The sequence below is a fragment of the Streptomyces flaveus genome (genome assembly GCF_014647675.1).
Classification (GTDB): Bacteria; Actinomycetota; Actinomycetes; order Streptomycetales; family Streptomycetaceae; genus Streptomyces; species Streptomyces flaveus.
In genome coordinates, this window is the sequence record NZ_BMPQ01000039.1 from 1 (window position 1) to 15,541 (window position 15,541).

The window sequence follows — 15,541 nt, forward strand, 5'->3', positions numbered from 1 at the left end:
GTACTGGCAGCCGATCTCCGCTGGCGAGATTCCGACGGATTCGCCGCCCTCCATCGGCGGATGCACCAGTATCTGCTCGGCCGGGTCCGGGAGGCGCCCGCCGCACAGATGCTCCAGGCAGTGCACGCCCTGGTGTACCTGGAGCGGTCCGTCGGCCATGTATTGGACACCATCGACTGGCACCCCGACGGCCTGGTGCGGGAACTGCCCTGTGCTCCTGCCGACGAGATGCGCGTGGTGGAACTGATCCATGAGGCAGAAGGTGCCGAGTCCGCCGCGATTGCCCGCTTCTGGCTGGACCGGCAGCCCGAAGCGTTCAGTGTCTACCGATCGACCCGGACCGATGACATCGTTGCCTGCTCAGCTTGGCTGCGGCTCAGCGGGCCGGAGGGGGAGGACGTCGATCCGGTGGTGGCCGCCGCCTGGGCCCACGCACACGCCGGCACGCCGCTGAGAGCAGGGGAGCACATGGCCATCGCGCGGTTCCACGTGGACCCGCAGGCGTACCAGCGGCCCTCGGCCTCCAACAATCTGGCCCAGTGGCGCGTGATGGGAGAGATCATCCGGGCTGACCATCTCGCATGGTCGTTCGTCGTCATGCGGGACGACGGGTTCTGGAACGGTTACCTCGGGCACAAGGGCATGATGCCGACCGATGCCAGACCCGTGGTCGGCGACCACGGGTACCGCCTGTTCGCCCGCGACTGGCGTACCCAGTCCGCCGTGGTGTGGTTGGCGGAGAACGAAGCTCTGCTGGCGGGCGCGGGTGCCGTCACATCTCCGGCCCGAACTCCGCAAAAGCGGGGGAAACACATGGTGCTGTCCCGGCCGGAGTTCGACACCGCCGTACGGGACGCCCTGCGTGCACTGTGGTGGCCCAATGAGCTTGCGGCGAACCCCCTCAGCCGCGGCCGCCTGGTCGCGGAGACGGGCTGGAGCCTCCATGACGTCCTGCTGCGTGCCATCGATACCGTGCTGGAAGAGCGTGGTGGGGAGAAACGTCACCTCGTCGTCACGACCACGTACAGCAAGGCCGCCCCCACCCAAGAAGCGGCGGCCAGGCGCCTCGGAATGTCCTTCAGCACCTACCGCCGGCATCTGACCGCCGCCGTGAAGCACGTCACCGATGTTTTGTGGAGTCATGAACTGAGCGGAGCACCGATCACCGTTGGCCTGGACCGATCAGCAGAACGGTGAGGCAGGCAACTCGGCTGCGGCAGGCCGGGCGTGGGAGATCCGCGCCGCCTGGCAGTTGTCGTACCTCATGGAAAGCCCGAGTGACCGTGGAAGGGGTTCGCTCCGAACCAGGCCCGGCCATCGTGCGTGAACTGTGTCGTGAACGAACTGGGCAAGGAGACGCTCGTGAGTGCCTATCACCCGCCCCACGGCGAGCTGGTGATCCGCGACGGGGCTCAGCAGACCGCGCTGAGCGTGCGACTGCGGACGGCGCGTAGAGGCGCCTTCGTCGGGCGATCGGAAGAGCTGGAGATCTACCGGGAGGCGCTCGAAGGCAAGCCTGGGGCGCCCGCGGTGATGCACGTCCACGGGCCGGGTGGTGTGGGTAAATCCGCGCTGCTCCTGCGGTTCGCCGAGGAGGCAGAGGCCCAGGGACGCACGGTGATCCACCTCGACGGCCGGACTCTGCTTCCGATGCCTGCGGCCTTCGAGGAAAAGGCCGCCGATGTACTGATGAACTCCCGGACGAAGATCCGGCAGCGCTCTTCGACTGGCTGCGTGATCAGCCGTTCGTCGATTCCGGCCCGGACGGTCTTTTCCCACATGATGTGGTCCGCGAAGCGCTCGACTCCGATCTGCGCTGGCGTGACCCGCAGGAATACGAGGCCATGCACCACCGGCTGCGGGCCCATCTCCTCGAACGCGCCCGCACAGCCGCGGGCAACGGCGTGCTGCCGGCCATGGAGGCGGTGAAATACCTGCACCGTGCGGGCGGCGTCACCCCCAGGTTCTTCGTCTTCAGCGGTGACGGAGGAGTGTTCGAGGACAGCCTGCGCCCCGGTGACGCACCAACAGTGCTGCGTCTGGCACATGAGGCCGAAGGTCCGGCGGCCGCGGCCGCGGTGGAGTTCTGGCTGGACCGGCAACCGGAGGCGTTCCATGTTCACCGGGACTCCGCGACCGGTGACGCCGTCGCATTCGTCGCCTGGCTGCGCCTGACCGAGCCCGTCGACGCGGAGCTGAAGACCGACCCGGTGGTGGCAGCAGCCTGGCAGCACACACACCGACGTGGGCCGGTGCGCACGGGGGAGCACATCGCTGTCGCACGGTTCATGGTGCACCCGACGGCCTACCAGCGGCCTTCCCCAGTGATGGATTTGATGATGCACCGGGTACTCGCCGGGTTCATCGACGTCGACCGGCGCGCGTGGTCCTTCGTCGCTTTCGAGGACGCGGCCTTCTGGGAACCGTTGATGACCTACTCCGACCATCACGCTCTCCAGGACGAGGGCGAAGTGGCACTCGGCGACCGCTCCTGGACATTGTTCGCTCATGACTGGCGCAGCATGCCGATGGACGCCTGGCTCGAATTCACGGCGCAGGAAGAGCTGTTCGGGCCGCAGAGCCGCCGGGCAACGGTCGTGCCCGAGGTGGCCGTGCTGTCCCGGCCCGAGTTCGACAGTGAGGTACGCGGCGCTCTGCGTATGTGGCACCGGACCGACGCACTGGCCAAAAGCCCTCTGATCCGCAGTCGTCTGGTGACCGACCAGAACTCCGACGACCCCGTGGAGGTCCTGCGGGAGAGGCTCACCGACGCCGTCGACCAGCTGAGCGCGGATCCGCGCGATGCGCGACTGCACCGGGCCCTGGCCGCGACGTTCTTCCATGGCGCCACCTCGCAGGAGCAGTCGGCGGAGCAGCTCCGCCTGCCGTTCAGCACCTACCGCAGACACCTCAGCCGTGGGCTCACACGCGTGGCCGACCGGCTGTGGGAGCTGGAGCACGACGCGGGTGCGCCGGGAGTGAAGGTCGACTGAGCGCGAAGTGAACAACTAGCGGACAGGGAAAGGGCTGGTCCGGGCCTGGTCGGCGGCTGAGAGTGGAGCTGTGTCCACCGTCCGCACACCCACCAGATCCGGAGCGTGTGCGGACCACGTTCGCCCGAGGAGCACCATCGTGACCACGGCCCCAGCACAGTCCACCAGCATGCCCGCAGAACGGCCGCTCGGCGTGGCTGAACACTTCATGTGGCTGATGAACCAGAACCGCCCCACCCACTCGGCCACCGCCATCGAGATCGCGGGCCCCACCGAGGTGCATGAGTGGCGAACGGCGCTGAACACCCTCCAGCGCCGCCACGCCCTCCTCGGCGCCCGTATCCGCGACAGCGGCAACGGCCCCCGGCTCTCGTTCGGCCACACCGCACAGATTCCGCTGCGAGTGACCGACCTGGCGGCGACCGGGTGGCAACACGAACTGGCCGCCGAAATGCGCCACGGAGTCGATGCGGCCGCGATGCCGCCCGTACGGGCCGTCCTGCTGTACAACCCCGAACGATGCGCGCTGGTTCTCGTCGCGCACCATGCGGTGGTCGACGGGCTGTCACAGGCATATCTCGTACGAGACCTGCTGACCCTCGTCAGCGGCGGGCGCATCGAGGGAGCGGCCGAAGGGGCGGCCGAAGGGCATCCTGGACATCCGGTGGACCACTTCCTGGCTCGAGAGATCGCCGCCGCAGCCGCGACTCTGCCGAGTGGCATGGACATCCCCCTCTCCGACAGACCCGGCATCTACCGGACACCCGACCCGGACGCCGCGCTCTCCATCGATGCCGCCACTCTGACCCAGACCCAGACAGCGACACTGCGCAAATGCGCCCGGGCAGAAGGCACGACCGTGCACGGTGCTGTCGCCGCCGCGGCCCTGGGCGCGGCGGCCGAACTCAACGCGGACTGGTCGACCGTCCCGCTGCGGGTGCACTCGCCCCTCAGCCTGCGCGGGCTCCTTCCCGCGCCGGCTGAAGGCATGGGAAACATCCTTGCCCCGGCCACCACCGCACAGGTCGGCAAGTGGAGCGACCCGTGGGAGGCGGCCCGGTCCTTCACCGACACCCTCGCCCCGTTCCGCCGCAAGAGCGCGCTGCTTCAGTCGCTCGCTCTGTGGACAGGCGTCCTGCGAAGCCGCCCGGCCCCGGCCGACATGGCCGGTATGCTCGCCGCCGCCGCACCCCACGAACTGCTGCTCACCAATCTCGGAGCCCTGCCCATCGGGACGTCCTACGGTTCGTTGACCCTCGAAAGCCTGTGGGGACCTTCGGTCCTCTTCGGATTCGAGGGGAACAGACCCTCGGTTTGAGTACACTCGCCGGCACACTGCGCATTCTGCACACGAGCTTCAACCCGGTGCCCGAGCTCTTGGAGTTGACCCGAGAACGGCTGCTGTCAGCCATCTGCGGCACCGGCTGATCCCCCGACACCAGCGAAGTGCCCCAGCCGGCCTCGTCTCTGACCGCGCACCGCGAAATGCCCGGACAACGCGGCCCGCGCGAGCCGCACCACATCCGAACGTCGAGTCCCGGTGCACGACCCTGTGGGCCAATGGCTTCATCTCGCGCAGACGGTTTGGAAGTCGCCGCCCTCGGCATGCTGTCGCCACAGGAGTTCGGCCACCGTCGCGGGCTCATGCTGTAGCCCGGGGCCAAGGGCGCCGACGATCGCAGTGTGTGCCACACGTATGCCTTCGGGGCTCAGCTCTTCGTGCAGCAGACGGGCGTACGCCACCTCCGCGGCGTAGGAGACGGCGGAACTGGCACGCGTGGCGCTGGGTGCTACGGCGGCACCTCCTGTGGTGAACAGAAGGGTTCCTCGGCCACGCTCCCGCATGGCGGGCAGCACGGCCTGAACCGAGTCGATGGCGCCGAGGACGCTCAGTCCCAGTGACAGTCGGACGTCCTCGGAGGCGGTGTGGGTGACGGGCTTGATCCAGTCCAGGGAAGGCAGCGGGCTGTACAGCAGAACCTCGATCGGGCCGAGGCGCTCCGCCAACTCCGTCAGTGCCGCGGCTGCGGCCTGCGAACGAGTGATGTCCGTCGCCGCGCCGCAGGCAGTGATGCCTTCCTTCTTCAGTGTGTCCTGCATGTTCTGCAGCCGGTCGCGGTTGCGTGCGACCAGGCCTACGTCGAAACCTTCCGCGCCGAATCTGGCGGCGGTGGCCAGGCCGAGGTTCGGTCCTGCTCCGATGATCGCCAGGGTGGGCATGTCTCCTCCAGTGTGAGGTCGTTCCCGTCAGACAGTGGTGCGGTCCTCGGGGTAGTCGGCGCTGAGGGTGACGTCGCGCCATGCGGTGAAGTTGGTCTTGAGGGTGTCGAGCCGGGCCAGGGCGACGTCGAGAGCGACCTTGCCCAGGAGCAGGCGCAGCGGGGGGTTTTCGGACTGCACCGCTTCGACGATGGCGGCGGCGGCGCGTTCGGGGTCGCCGGGCTGGTGCCCGTAGGTGTCCAGGGTGCTCTTGCGGCGGGCGCCGGCGGTGTCCGCGTAGTCGTCGATCTGCGTGGCCGACTGGCGCATGGAGGGGCCGGACCAGTTGGTGCGGAAGGCTCCGGGCTCGACGATCGTCACGTTGATGCCCAGCGGTGACACCTCGGCCGCGAGCGATTCGGAGAGCCCTTCGACGGCGAATTTGGTGGCGTGGTAGTAACCCGTGGCGCCGAAGGCGGCCAGGCCGCCGAGAGAGGAGACGTTGACGATGTGGCCGCGGCGGCGGGCGCGCATTCCCGGCAGAACGCCGCGCGTGACATCCACAAGGCCGAAGACGTTCGTGTCGAACAGGGCGCGGATCTCATCGTCCTCGCCCTCCTCGAGCGCCGCGAGGTAGCCGTAGCCCGCATTGTTGACGAGTACGTCGATGTGGCCGAAGGACTCCTGCGCGGCCGCGACGGCCTCACCGATCTGTTGGGCATCGGTGACATCGAGCGCGAGGCCCAGTGCTCGGTCCTCGTGGCGGGCGACGATGTCCGCCACTGACCGCGGGGCGCGGGCGGTGACCACCGCTCGCCAACCCCGGTCGAGAACCGCATTGGCCAGGGCGCGGCCGAGTCCGGTCGAGCAGCCCGTGATGAACCAGACGGGCGTAGCATCTACTGACATAGGGGATATATCCCTTCGTTGAGCGCGTCGTTGAGTGAGACGCCGCGGCATACGGGCGCGGCGGGACCCAAGGAATGCGGCCGGAGTGAACTCAGTCGTCTGCGGCGATGTCCTGCCGCACGGAATCCGAAGGTTGCGACGTCTCCGTCGCGGTGAGGCTGCCGAGCAGCGACAGTGCGTGGGCGGAGGAGCTGCCGGGCTCGGCCTGGTAGACGACAAGTTGCTGACCCGGCGCGCTGTTGATGGTCAAGGACTCGTAGTGCAGGGTGAGTTCGCCGACGACCGGATGCCGGAAGCGTTTGGTCTCATGCCTCTTCTGGCGGATGTCATGACGCGCCCACAACGTACGGAACGCTTCACTCTTGAGTGACAACTCGCCCACCAGCTCGATCAACTGCGGGTCGTCGTAGTCGGTTCCCGCTGCCTCGCGCAGGCCGCCGACCGTGTTGGCGGCAACCCGGTCCCAGTCCGGGTAGAAATCCCGGGCGTCGGGGTCGAGGAAGACGAGCCGCATCAGGTCCCCGCTGTAGGTGTGGCCGGCGAACAGGGCGCCGCCCAGGGGGTTGTGCGCCAGCACCTCCATACGGCGCCCCAGGATCACGGCAGGTGTGCCGGTCCAGCTGTTCATCATCTGCAGCAGAGCGGGACTGATCCGCTGGCGCCGGGTGTTCTTGCGGGAGCGTCCCGGCACGGGCCGGGCCAGCCGGTGCAGATGGGCGATCGCGTCGTCGTCCAGCATCAGTGCTCGGGCCAGCGCGTCGACCACCTGCACCGAGGGGTTTCTCTCGCGGCCCTGTTCCAGGCGCACGTAGTAGTCGGTGCTCAGCCCGGACAGCATGGCCACTTCTTCCCGGCGCAAGCCCGCCACACGGCGGTGGCCGATCACGGGCACGCCCTGCTCCTCGGGCCGCACAAGGCCGCGTCGAGCTCGCAGAAACTGCCCCAGAAGGTTGTCGCTGTCCATGCCATCGACGGTAGCCCCGGCACCACACTCCATGCAGCAGCGCAGGGGGGCCGCGATACTCCTAGGATCGCCATGCCCGGGCGGAACGGGACCTCACCCCGTGCTTGTCCGGTCTCAGCGGTCTCGCGGGATCGTCGTCGGCGTCCTGGCGACCCCGGCTATGCGGGCGCCGAGAGCGGGCGGCGCGCCAGGCCACGCCGAAGGCCTCCAGTCGTTCGGTGCGCTCGCCCGGCTTCTGACAGGCCCGTACGCGCAGCGTTGTTCCACCATTCACTGCCCCACGAGGCGGCGCCTTCATTGTGGACGGTACGGCACCGCAAGTGCGCCTCCCGCTCGTTGAACCTGCGCGCGGCGCGTACCCGCGCGCCCGGTCTGGCCGCTACCGTGCCGCTTCCAGACCCTGCTCAGGCCTGTGGCCGTCCGAGTTCGTTCGCGCTGGGAGTCATGTCCTGGGTGCCGATGACGGAGAGAAGTTGCAGCTGGGCGGCGCCTTCGGTGCCGGGTGGGGCGCTGAACCACAGCAGACGCTGGCGTCCGTCCTCGCTGAACAGGCTGTGGCAGTCCAGCTCGATGACGCCCAGCGTGGCGTGCACGATGCGTTTGTGGTCGGTCCGTCGGAGGGCGACGTCGTGGGTGTCCCACAGTCCGGCGAACTCCTGGTTGCGCCGTCGAAGCGCGGCCACCATCTGGGTCACTTCGGTGTCGTGGCCGCGCCGGGCGGCAACCGCCTGTAGGTCGGCGACGAAGACCCGGGAGTGGTAGGGGTGGTCCTCGGCCGGGTAGAGGGTGCGGGCATCGGGATCGGTGAACCAGCGGTAGACGAAGCTTGCCGCGGGGCCGCGCGCCGCCGGGGGCCGGCCGACGAGCGCGACTGCCAGGGGGTTTTGGACGAGGGTTTCGTGCAGGTCGGTGATGACTTGGGCGGGAGTGGTGGTCAGCTGGTCCAGCAGGCCGAGCAGTCCAGGCTGGACGTGCGCGGCCGGGCCGTGCGCAGCCGGGGGGACCATCCGGTCGGCGAGGTGGAACAGGTGATCGCGTTCGTCGCCGTTCAAACGCAGCGCCCGGGCCAGCGCGGCCAGCACCTGAGCGGAGGGCTGGGTGCCGCGTCCACGTTCCAACTCGGTGTAGTAGTCGGCGGACAGGCCCGCCAGCTGGGCGACCTCCTCGCGTCGCAGTCCGGGCACCCGGCGCCGCGGACCGGTTGGCAGGCCGACGTCGGACGGGCGGATTCGGGCGCGCCGGGACTTCAGAAACGCGGCGAGTTCGGAGTGGTTCACGCTGCCTATCGTCACTCGCACCGGCGTTCTGAGCCAGGGGGTGGCAACCCCTGGGTAGAGACAGCCATGGCTGTCGCGGCAGCACCGGCCCACGCTGGAGACGCAAGCAGGGAGCAGCCGGTGACAACGCCGACGCCCCCACCCCGATCCACCCGTCGTGGCATCCCCGCCTCTGGCATCTCCCACAGGAGTCTCCATGTCCTCCCAAGAAACCGCGTCCTCTCAAGAAACCTCGGCGAGCCGCAGCGCGCTCAACCACCATGCGGACCAGCCCCGCGTCGCCATCGTCACCGGAGGCTCCCGCGGTATCGGCCGCGAGACGGTGAGTCGACTGGCCGCCGACGGATTCGCCGTCGTGGTCGGTTACGCGGGCAATCGTGATCTGGCCGAGGCCGCCGCCAAGGAGGTCACCGCCGCCGGCGGCCGGGCCATCGCCGTCCAGGCGGACGTCGCCGACGAGCAGCAAGTGGCCACGCTGTTCGACACCGCCGAATCCGAGTTCGGCGGTGTCGACGTAGTCGTCCACGCGGCCGGCCGACTGTACTTGGCCCCTGTCGCCGACCTGGACCTGGCGGAGCTGGACGCGGTCCACCGAACCAACATCCGCGGGAGCTTCGTCGTCGCCCAGCAGTCCGCCCGGAAGATCCGCAGTGGCGGGGCAATGGTCGCCTTCTCAACTTCCGTAGTAAGCCTGGCCTTTCCCGGCTACGGTGCCTACAGCGCCAGCAAAGGTGCCATCGAGGCGCTCACTATGATCCTCGCCCGAGAGCTGCGCGGCCGGGACGTCACCGTCAACGCCGTCGCCCCCGGTCCAACGGCCACCGACCTGTTCCTCGATGGCAAGGACGAGGAGACCATCGCCCGCTTGGCCGCCCAGTCCCCGTTGGAACGGCTTGGCACCCCCGCTGACATCGCCGAGGTCGTCGCCTTCCTCGCCTCGCCGGCCGGCCACTGGGTCAACGGCCAGGTCATTCGCGCCAACGGCGGCATCATCTGACCGACCACGGCGCCTTTGCCGTACGTATTCCGCACCCACTCTCCTCGCAGGGACCGCCATGCCCTCCGACACGACCAGAACCATCCTGGTGACCGGGGCCTCCAGTGGCTTCGGCGCGCTGATCGCACGCGCTCTCGCCCGTGCCGGCCACACGGTCTACGCGAAATCCGGCAGACGGCCACCCGCAACGCGCCCGCCGTGGACGACCTGAGGCGTTACGCCGCCGACCTGCACGCCGTCGAACTCGACGTCACCTCCCAGGAATCCGCCGACGCCGCCATCGCCCACATCCTGGCCGCCCACGGCCGGCTGGACGCGGTCGTCCACAACGCCGGGCACATGACCACCGGACCGACCGAGGACTTCACCCCGGACCAGCTCGCGGACCTTTACGACATCAACGTCCTGGGCACCCAGCGCGTCAACCGCGCCGCGCTCCCCCACCTGCGCGCCCAGGGCGCGGGTCTGCTGGTGTGGCTCAGCTCCTCCAGCACCCGCGGCGGCTGCCCGCCGTTCGTCGGCCCCTGCTTCACCGCGAAGGCGACCATGGACGCCCTGGCCGCCAGCTACGCCACCGAAGTGCTGCGCTTCGGCATCGACAGTGCCATCGTCGTCCCCGGCGCCTTCACCTCCGGCACCAACCACTTCCTCCATGCCAGTGCCCCCGCCGACACCGACCGCGCGGCCGCCTACGACGAGCGCTACGGCGCCCTGCTGGCCGGACCCGACAAGAGACTGGCCGCGCTCATCCCACTGGACGCGGACGCCGCGCAGGTCGCCGACGCCGTCGTACGCCTGTTGGCCATGCCCGCAGGCACCCGGCCGCTGCGCACCCACATAGACCCCAGCCGTGCCGGCAACGAAGTCGTCTCCGCGGTCGCCGACCGTGTCCGTGCCGACTTCTTCCGCCGCGTCGGGCTGGACGACCTGCTCACCGCAGGCAGCTCCCTGTAACTCCATCCCAGAAAAGAGAACCATCATGCCGTTCGCCAACTTCAAGGTCCCTGCCGGCACCCTCGACGAGAAGCAGAAGGAGAAGATCGTCACCCGCGCCACCGAACTCTACGTCGAGATCTACGGCGAACGGGCCCGCGCCAACACCATGGTCCTGGTCGAGGAGGTCACCGACGGCGGCTGGGGCATCGGCGGCAACGTCCTGACACTCGCCATGCTCGAGCAATCGCCCGAGGCCTGACGCCTCCAGACACCCACGGCAGACTCAGTCGGCACAGGCCGCCGCCCGGTCGGGACCCGCCACCGGATCTCAGGGTCGCCCCGCCCGTCCGCCTCAGCAGCGGCAACGTCTCCCAGATCAAGACTGGGGCTGAGCACCATCGGCCCCGGCGCCGCCCTTCCACAGTGGGGCGGCCCCGGGTCCGGTTGACTGTCCGCCCGTTTGCTCCGGCGATCGATCGACGCCTGACTTCCCGCGGATCCGAGATCTTACCTAAGCGCCCGATGGTTGGACTATTCGTGTTACGCATTCCGAGCTTCCCTGGATGCACTTGTACTGGGTGGCACCACCGTGTTCTCGCAACGGAAGGATCACCGCGGACATCGCTTGTCCCAAGCGCAGAAATTTGATCACCAAGTGGCCGGTATTTGCTCACCTCGATGCAATATGGGCTCAAGATCTGGTTAAAAGTACAAAAGAGGCAGCGAGACGGAGTGAGCGAGATGAGGCCGGGCTCGATCATCGCACCAACCGTCCGCCGACAACTGGTCGATGTTCACACCTTCTCCGCAATTCACGACAAGAGAGTGAGCGCGCCACCACGCAGCGCACTCGATGAAAGATCATGACTACTGGTTGAGCACTTTATGAACATCGCCTTGACTGTACGCGGTTCAATAATTCCCCGATGCTCTTAGTCATCATCCACTATCTGCACTACGTCGGGTTTCGGTAATGCTCATCCCTCAGACTCTTTACGGGGCGATGGATTCCCCATCGGCCGACTCAGGAATGCCAGGCCCGGTCGACGCGGTTTTCTCGATGCAGCGGGACGGAACAGCAGCCTTGCTGCGCGATATGAGGAGCCAGCAGATCATGCCGACGTTTCCCCATCCATGGGGATCGATCGGCGCCTACCTTTCCCTACTGCGCCGACCGCGCCCGCTGGCACTTCTGGATGTGCCGGACATCAGCCTCATTTCTGACCTGCCACAGCGGGTTCACGTACTCAGCAGGCTGTCCACGGTCGTCGCCCTGGTACCCGATGGCACTGACTCGGTCCCTTTGCTGCGGGCCGGCGCCGCCAACGTATTATCCCGCAGTACGTCCCCCAAGGAGCTGGCCAGCCGAATAGCCGCCGAGCGGCGCTGGCTGGCAGCGCTTTCCCCACTTCATTCCACAGACGACACCCGCGAACGCCTGAGGCTCGCACTGAACATAAAGCACGGCTCCCAGGAAATTATTCTGGAGCTCATACAGGCTGTGAGGCATCCATGGTGCTGCCACGACCTGTGCCTCCTTCTCGGCGATGCGCAGCGTCCGCTCAGCCGACGCGCCCTGCAGGCCCGCATGACGCGCCTGACCCGGCGTATGGCGGAGTGTGATACGTCATTCACCGTCACCAATCAGTGGGGTCGCACCGCCTTCGGTCGGGTTGTAGAACAGCAGTCTTCCGTCGGTGTCCGTGACGACCATGAGGAGCCCGACCACGCTCATCGGCCTCTCCGCCACCAACACCCACGGCAGCGAAGGCTTGAAGCCCATGGTCGCCGGTCACCAAACGAGGCATGACCCCTCCAACGACCGCCACCACGCCCAGCCCCAACGGTCGACCTCACGTGCAGTGCCGCGTCGACCGCATCGAGCCCCACCGGCAAGCGGATCGTGACGGCCGCTCGGTCATGGGCGGATCATCGGGCTTTCTGCTCACATGGACGAGCCCACCGGCCTTCAGGTGCTCAAGGACGAGGTCGTACGCCGCGGGGCGTGCTCGACCGGCTGGACGTGCTGAGGAACGCCGACGTCCTCACCGGCTTCACCGACGAGTTCTCCTCGGTGGCCGCATACGAGCGCATCGACCGCGCCACCCTCCAACGCCGCCTCCTCCTGGCGCTGTTCGCGCTGGGCACCCAACATGGGCATCCGGGCGATCGTGGCGACCGGCGAACACGGCGAGGCCGAGGCCGCATTGTGGCCCGTACGCCGGCACTTCATCGCCATCGACAACCTGCGGGCCGCCGTGACGAAGCTGGTGAACGCCACCTTCGGCGTCCGCGACACCGCATGGTGGGCCAAGGCGCCGCATGCGCGAACAACAGCGAGAAGTTCGGGTCTTGGTCGTCGAACTTCATGACCGAGTACCCACGCCCGCTACGGCGGTAACGGCGTGATGATCGACTGGCATGTCGAGCGCAAGAACGTCTGCATCTGCTCCCAGCTCAAGAGCTGCTCATCCTCCGAGGTCGCAGCGACCGCACGGTGCGACGGAGAGCACTGCCGCAAGGGCAAGGTGACCAGCATCATTGCAGCCGGGTTGGGGCGGTCGCCGACGGCTCGTCCGGGGTGCTGTTGCCTTGCCGCCTGGTCCGGCGCTCGGTGTGAGCGGAGTGCGCTGTCGGCCGCCCCTGGGATGGTGCGGTCTCTTGCGTCAGGCCGGTGAGGACAGCCCGGAGGAGGCGTTCCGTCTGCAGGTCGGCGGCCTCGGGGCCGTCGAGGATCATGAGCCCGTCGGCGAGGAGAGTAGCGAGTCCATGCATGGCTGCCCAGATGGCGAACTCGGCTCCGGGGCGGGCCGTGGCGTTCAGGGCACCGGTGGCCACGAGCCGGTCGAGTTCGGCTTCGATCACGTCGTGCGGGTGCGGTGCGATCATCGCTTCAGAGTCCTGGGCTCCGAAACCGAAGGCCAGGCGGGCGACCGCCGGGTCTTCCAGCGCCCAGCGGACGTAGGCGCAACCTGCTGCGATGATGCCCTGTTGAGTGTCGACGCCCGGTCCGGCCGCCTGCGCGGCGGCGCTGCTCATACGTTCCCCGAGCCGGGCGAGCACCCGCACCGACAGGGCGTTGACCAGTGCATCGCGTGAGGTGAAGTGGTGGTAGGCGGCGCTAGGGCTGACTCCGACCCGGGCCGAGGCCTCCCGCAGTGACCAGCCCACGACTCCATTTTCGCGGACCAGCACCTCAGCCGCGTCCAGCAGGGTGTTCCGCAGCTCTCCGTGGTGGTACTGCCTCTTACTCATGGCTTGATCTTAACAGTGTTCAGATTAAGTGCTACGGTCGAGACATACTCAATCTGAACACTGATTAGATTGGAGAGTGGCCATGTCCACCACCAAACCTTCGCCGGGTACCGCGAGCACCGAGCCGACCACACAGGGCGCGCCCGACGTGAGCAGCGGGCCTGCGCCGATCGTGCGCGGCGAGCCGGTCCAGGTCGCCGACGGTGTCCATGTGATCCCCGACCAGCGGGTGGAGCTCGTCCCGAACGTCGGCATCGTCGTGGGCGAGAAGGCCGCGCTGGTCATCGACACCGGCATGGGTCCTGCCAACGGTGCATACGTCCTGAAGCAGGCCCGACATCTTGCCGGTGAACGGCGCCTGTACCTGACCGTCACGCACTTCCACCCCGAGCACGGCTTCGGCGCGCAGGCATTCAAGGGCGCCGCGACGATCGTCTACAACCGCGGGCAGCGCGACGAGCTGCACCGCAAGGGCTCCGGCTACCTCGGCATGTTCCGGGGACTGGGCCCGAACGTCGCGGGCGCGCTCGACGGGGTCGAGCTCGTCGACCCCGACCTCGTCTACGACGGCCAGGCCGAGATCGACCTCGGTGGCCGCACAGCGGTACTGCGCACCGTCGGCCCAGCCCACACTGCCTCCGACCAGGTCGTGCTCATCGACGACCGCGTGCTGTTCGGGGGCGACCTGTTCGAGACCCGTATCTTCCCGATCACGCCGTACTTCCCGCCGCACGACACAGACGTCGCTCCGGGGCGCTGGATCAGCGTGCTCGACCAGCTCATCGCCCTTGGCCCCGAGGTAGTGGTCCCCGGGCACGGCGAGGTGGCCGACGTGTCGCTGATCCGCGATGTCCGTGACTTCCTCGTGTACGTCCGTGACGAAGCCGGTCGTCTACGGGCGGCCGGCCTCTCCGCCGACGAGTCGGCGGCCACGATCGACCAGGACGCCCGCACCCGCTGGAGCACCTGGGAACGGCCCGAATGGATCAGCTCCGCCGCCCGGGCCTTCTACGACGCCGACGCCATCAGTTGAGACCACCACGGCACATCCACAACAACTCAGCCGCCATGCGTCGGCGTCACACACCCCCCGACGCTCAGGGCCCCAAGAGATGGAGAACCACGTCATGAGGACACAGATCCAACCGGATACAGCGAGTCCGGCCGCCTTGGAATCCCACCGTCGACGAGGGCGCGGTACCTCGGTCTACGCCAAGATCTTCGACGTACCTGAGCAAGACGTACCTGCCGCGTTCGCCACGCGTATCGGGCTGCCGTTTGCCGAAGAGCAGAGGCATGCGCGTGGCCAGCGCGAGCCTTCGCCCCGCACCGCCTCCACGACACCATCACCCGCATGCACGCAGCCCAGCCAGAACCCGCCGCCGCGCCGGAGGCCGAGGACGCCCTACACGTGATCGCCGAATGCGACGCCAAGATCGCCCGCTACCGCGAAGCCCTGGAAGCGGGCATCGACCCGAAACTCATCGCCCAGTGGACCGCCGAGACCCAAGCCCGCCGCGCCCAGGCCCTTGCCCGGACCCGCACGCCCACCAGCAAGCACCGACACAGCAAGGAGGACATCCACGCGATGAGCACATCACTCGGCAGCATCCGCGGCATACCCGCCGACGCCGAACCCCAGGACAAGGTCGACGTCTACCAGAACCTCGGGCTCCGGCTCACCTACGAGCCCGAAAAACAGCTTGTGCGAGCCGAGGCTCGCCTCGACCCGCACAAGTTGGGGATACGGTCTGTGTCCGAGGGGGGACTTGAACCCCCACGCCCGATAAAGGGCACTAGCACCTCAAGCTAGCGCGTCTGCCATTCCGCCACCCGGACCAGGTGTCTGCCGCCTTGCAGGGAGTGTTCCGCGCGGCGACAGAGACAACAATACCAAGCTTTGGGACGTCGTTTCACCTGCGTATCCGGGCCGCGCAGGGGCGGAGGGGACGAGCCGGGGAAGGCACCGCGAGTAGTCGGGCCGGCACAGCTACGAGCAGGCGCAGCAAGC

At 67.9% G+C, this 15,541-nt stretch carries 13 protein-coding genes, 1 tRNA gene and 4 pseudogenes; 11 read left to right on the forward strand and 7 right to left on the reverse strand.

Annotated elements, in window-relative coordinates:
• The 4 genes and pseudogenes from IEZ21_RS41185 to IEZ21_RS41200 all read left to right on the forward strand — a co-directional run.
• Positions 1-1,197, forward strand: a pseudogene (locus IEZ21_RS41185) (hypothetical protein); the annotation flags it as partial.
• 138 nt (positions 1,198-1,335) lie between these two features.
• A complete protein-coding gene (locus IEZ21_RS41190; RefSeq protein WP_189326944.1) occupies positions 1,336-1,929 on the forward strand; it encodes an ATP-binding protein in 594 nt (197 codons plus the stop codon).
• Positions 1,845-2,993, forward strand: a complete 1,149-nt coding sequence (locus tag IEZ21_RS41195) for a sigma-70 RNA polymerase sigma factor region 4 domain-containing protein (RefSeq protein ID WP_189326945.1) — start codon at positions 1,845-1,847, stop codon at positions 2,991-2,993. Before IEZ21_RS41190 ends, IEZ21_RS41195 begins: the two co-directional genes overlap by 85 nt.
• A 139-nt stretch (positions 2,994-3,132) precedes the next feature.
• A complete protein-coding gene (locus IEZ21_RS41200; RefSeq protein ID WP_189326946.1) occupies positions 3,133-4,311 on the forward strand; it encodes a phthiocerol/phthiodiolone dimycocerosyl transferase family protein in 1,179 nt (392 codons plus the stop codon).
• Between the two features lie 248 nt (positions 4,312-4,559).
• Here the strand turns inward: IEZ21_RS41200 and IEZ21_RS41205 are convergent, their stop codons facing one another.
• The 4 genes from IEZ21_RS41205 to IEZ21_RS41220 form a co-directional block, all read right to left on the reverse strand.
• Positions 4,560-5,213, reverse strand: a complete 654-nt coding sequence (locus tag IEZ21_RS41205; protein WP_189326947.1) for an SDR family NAD(P)-dependent oxidoreductase — start codon at positions 5,211-5,213, stop codon at positions 4,560-4,562.
• A 27-nt stretch (positions 5,214-5,240) separates the two neighbouring features.
• Positions 5,241-6,101, reverse strand: a complete 861-nt coding sequence (locus tag IEZ21_RS41210; protein ID WP_189326948.1) for an oxidoreductase — start codon at positions 6,099-6,101, stop codon at positions 5,241-5,243.
• Positions 6,102-6,192: 91 nt separating this feature from the next.
• The gene (locus IEZ21_RS41215; protein ID WP_189326949.1) at positions 6,193-7,065 is read right to left on the reverse strand and encodes a helix-turn-helix transcriptional regulator; all 873 of its coding nucleotides are present in this window, start codon (positions 7,063-7,065) and stop codon (positions 6,193-6,195) included.
• Between the two features lie 404 nt (positions 7,066-7,469).
• Positions 7,470-8,342, reverse strand: coding sequence for a helix-turn-helix transcriptional regulator (locus tag IEZ21_RS41220; protein WP_189326950.1), 873 nt, complete (start codon positions 8,340-8,342; stop codon positions 7,470-7,472).
• 196 nt (positions 8,343-8,538) lie between these two features.
• Here IEZ21_RS41220 and IEZ21_RS41225 point away from each other — a divergent pair, with 196 nt between their 5' ends.
• From IEZ21_RS41225 to IEZ21_RS41245, 4 genes and pseudogenes are all read left to right on the forward strand, one after another.
• Entirely contained in the window at positions 8,539-9,339 is an 801-nt protein-coding gene (locus IEZ21_RS41225; RefSeq protein WP_189326951.1) for an SDR family oxidoreductase, read from the forward strand.
• Positions 9,340-9,397: 58 nt separating this feature from the next.
• Positions 9,398-10,293 (forward strand): annotated as a pseudogene (locus tag IEZ21_RS41230) (SDR family NAD(P)-dependent oxidoreductase).
• Positions 10,294-10,318: 25 nt separating this feature from the next.
• A complete protein-coding gene (locus tag IEZ21_RS41235; RefSeq protein ID WP_189326952.1) occupies positions 10,319-10,534 on the forward strand; it encodes a tautomerase family protein in 216 nt (71 codons plus the stop codon).
• A 1,471-nt stretch (positions 10,535-12,005) separates the two neighbouring features.
• A pseudogene (locus IEZ21_RS41245) lies at positions 12,006-12,096 on the forward strand (IS5/IS1182 family transposase); the annotation flags it as partial.
• Between the two features lie 148 nt (positions 12,097-12,244).
• Here the strand turns inward: IEZ21_RS41245 and IEZ21_RS47235 are convergent.
• The gene (locus IEZ21_RS47235; protein WP_220450466.1) at positions 12,245-12,436 is read right to left on the reverse strand and encodes a hypothetical protein; all 192 of its coding nucleotides are present in this window, start codon (positions 12,434-12,436) and stop codon (positions 12,245-12,247) included.
• Here IEZ21_RS47235 and IEZ21_RS47240 point away from each other — a divergent pair.
• A complete protein-coding gene (locus tag IEZ21_RS47240; protein WP_220450467.1) occupies positions 12,429-12,647 on the forward strand; it encodes a transposase in 219 nt (72 codons plus the stop codon). The two genes, IEZ21_RS47235 and IEZ21_RS47240, sit on opposite strands and share 8 nt — an antisense overlap.
• Positions 12,648-12,665: 18 nt before the next feature.
• Positions 12,666-12,779: pseudogene (locus IEZ21_RS49015) on the forward strand (hypothetical protein); the annotation flags it as partial.
• A 34-nt stretch (positions 12,780-12,813) separates the two neighbouring features.
• Here the strand turns inward: IEZ21_RS49015 and IEZ21_RS41255 are convergent.
• Positions 12,814-13,530, reverse strand: coding sequence for a TetR/AcrR family transcriptional regulator (locus tag IEZ21_RS41255; protein ID WP_189326953.1), 717 nt, complete (start codon positions 13,528-13,530; stop codon positions 12,814-12,816).
• An 82-nt stretch (positions 13,531-13,612) separates the two neighbouring features.
• On the opposite strand from IEZ21_RS41255, the gene IEZ21_RS41260 reads away from it, so the two are divergent.
• A complete protein-coding gene (locus IEZ21_RS41260; RefSeq protein WP_189326954.1) occupies positions 13,613-14,563 on the forward strand; it encodes an MBL fold metallo-hydrolase in 951 nt (316 codons plus the stop codon).
• Between the two features lie 721 nt (positions 14,564-15,284).
• Here the strand turns inward: IEZ21_RS41260 and IEZ21_RS41265 are convergent.
• A tRNA-Leu gene (locus IEZ21_RS41265) sits at positions 15,285-15,369 on the reverse strand.
• Positions 15,370-15,541: the final 172 nt, after the last annotated feature.

Bases quoted from the DNA above. Each gene is read 5' to 3' on its own strand.
- IEZ21_RS41210 (WP_189326948.1), bottom strand. From the start codon at position 6,101: ATGTCAGTAGATGCTACGCCCGTCTGGTTCATCACGGGCTGCTCGACC.
- IEZ21_RS41235 (WP_189326952.1), top strand. From the start codon at position 10,319: ATGCCGTTCGCCAACTTCAAGGTCCCTGCCGGCACCCTCGACGAGAAG.
- IEZ21_RS41205 (WP_189326947.1), bottom strand. From the start codon at position 5,213: ATGCCCACCCTGGCGATCATCGGAGCAGGACCGAACCTCGGCCTGGCC.
- IEZ21_RS47240 (WP_220450467.1), top strand. From the start codon at position 12,429: ATGGGCATCCGGGCGATCGTGGCGACCGGCGAACACGGCGAGGCCGAG.
- IEZ21_RS47235 (WP_220450466.1), bottom strand. From the start codon at position 12,436: ATGCCCATGTTGGGTGCCCAGCGCGAACAGCGCCAGGAGGAGGCGGCG.
- IEZ21_RS41225 (WP_189326951.1), top strand. From the start codon at position 8,539: ATGTCCTCCCAAGAAACCGCGTCCTCTCAAGAAACCTCGGCGAGCCGC.
- IEZ21_RS41255 (WP_189326953.1), bottom strand. From the start codon at position 13,530: ATGAGTAAGAGGCAGTACCACCACGGAGAGCTGCGGAACACCCTGCTG.
- IEZ21_RS41195 (WP_189326945.1), top strand. From the start codon at position 1,845: ATGCACCACCGGCTGCGGGCCCATCTCCTCGAACGCGCCCGCACAGCC.
- IEZ21_RS41215 (WP_189326949.1), bottom strand. From the start codon at position 7,065: ATGGACAGCGACAACCTTCTGGGGCAGTTTCTGCGAGCTCGACGCGGC.
- IEZ21_RS41260 (WP_189326954.1), top strand. From the start codon at position 13,613: ATGTCCACCACCAAACCTTCGCCGGGTACCGCGAGCACCGAGCCGACC.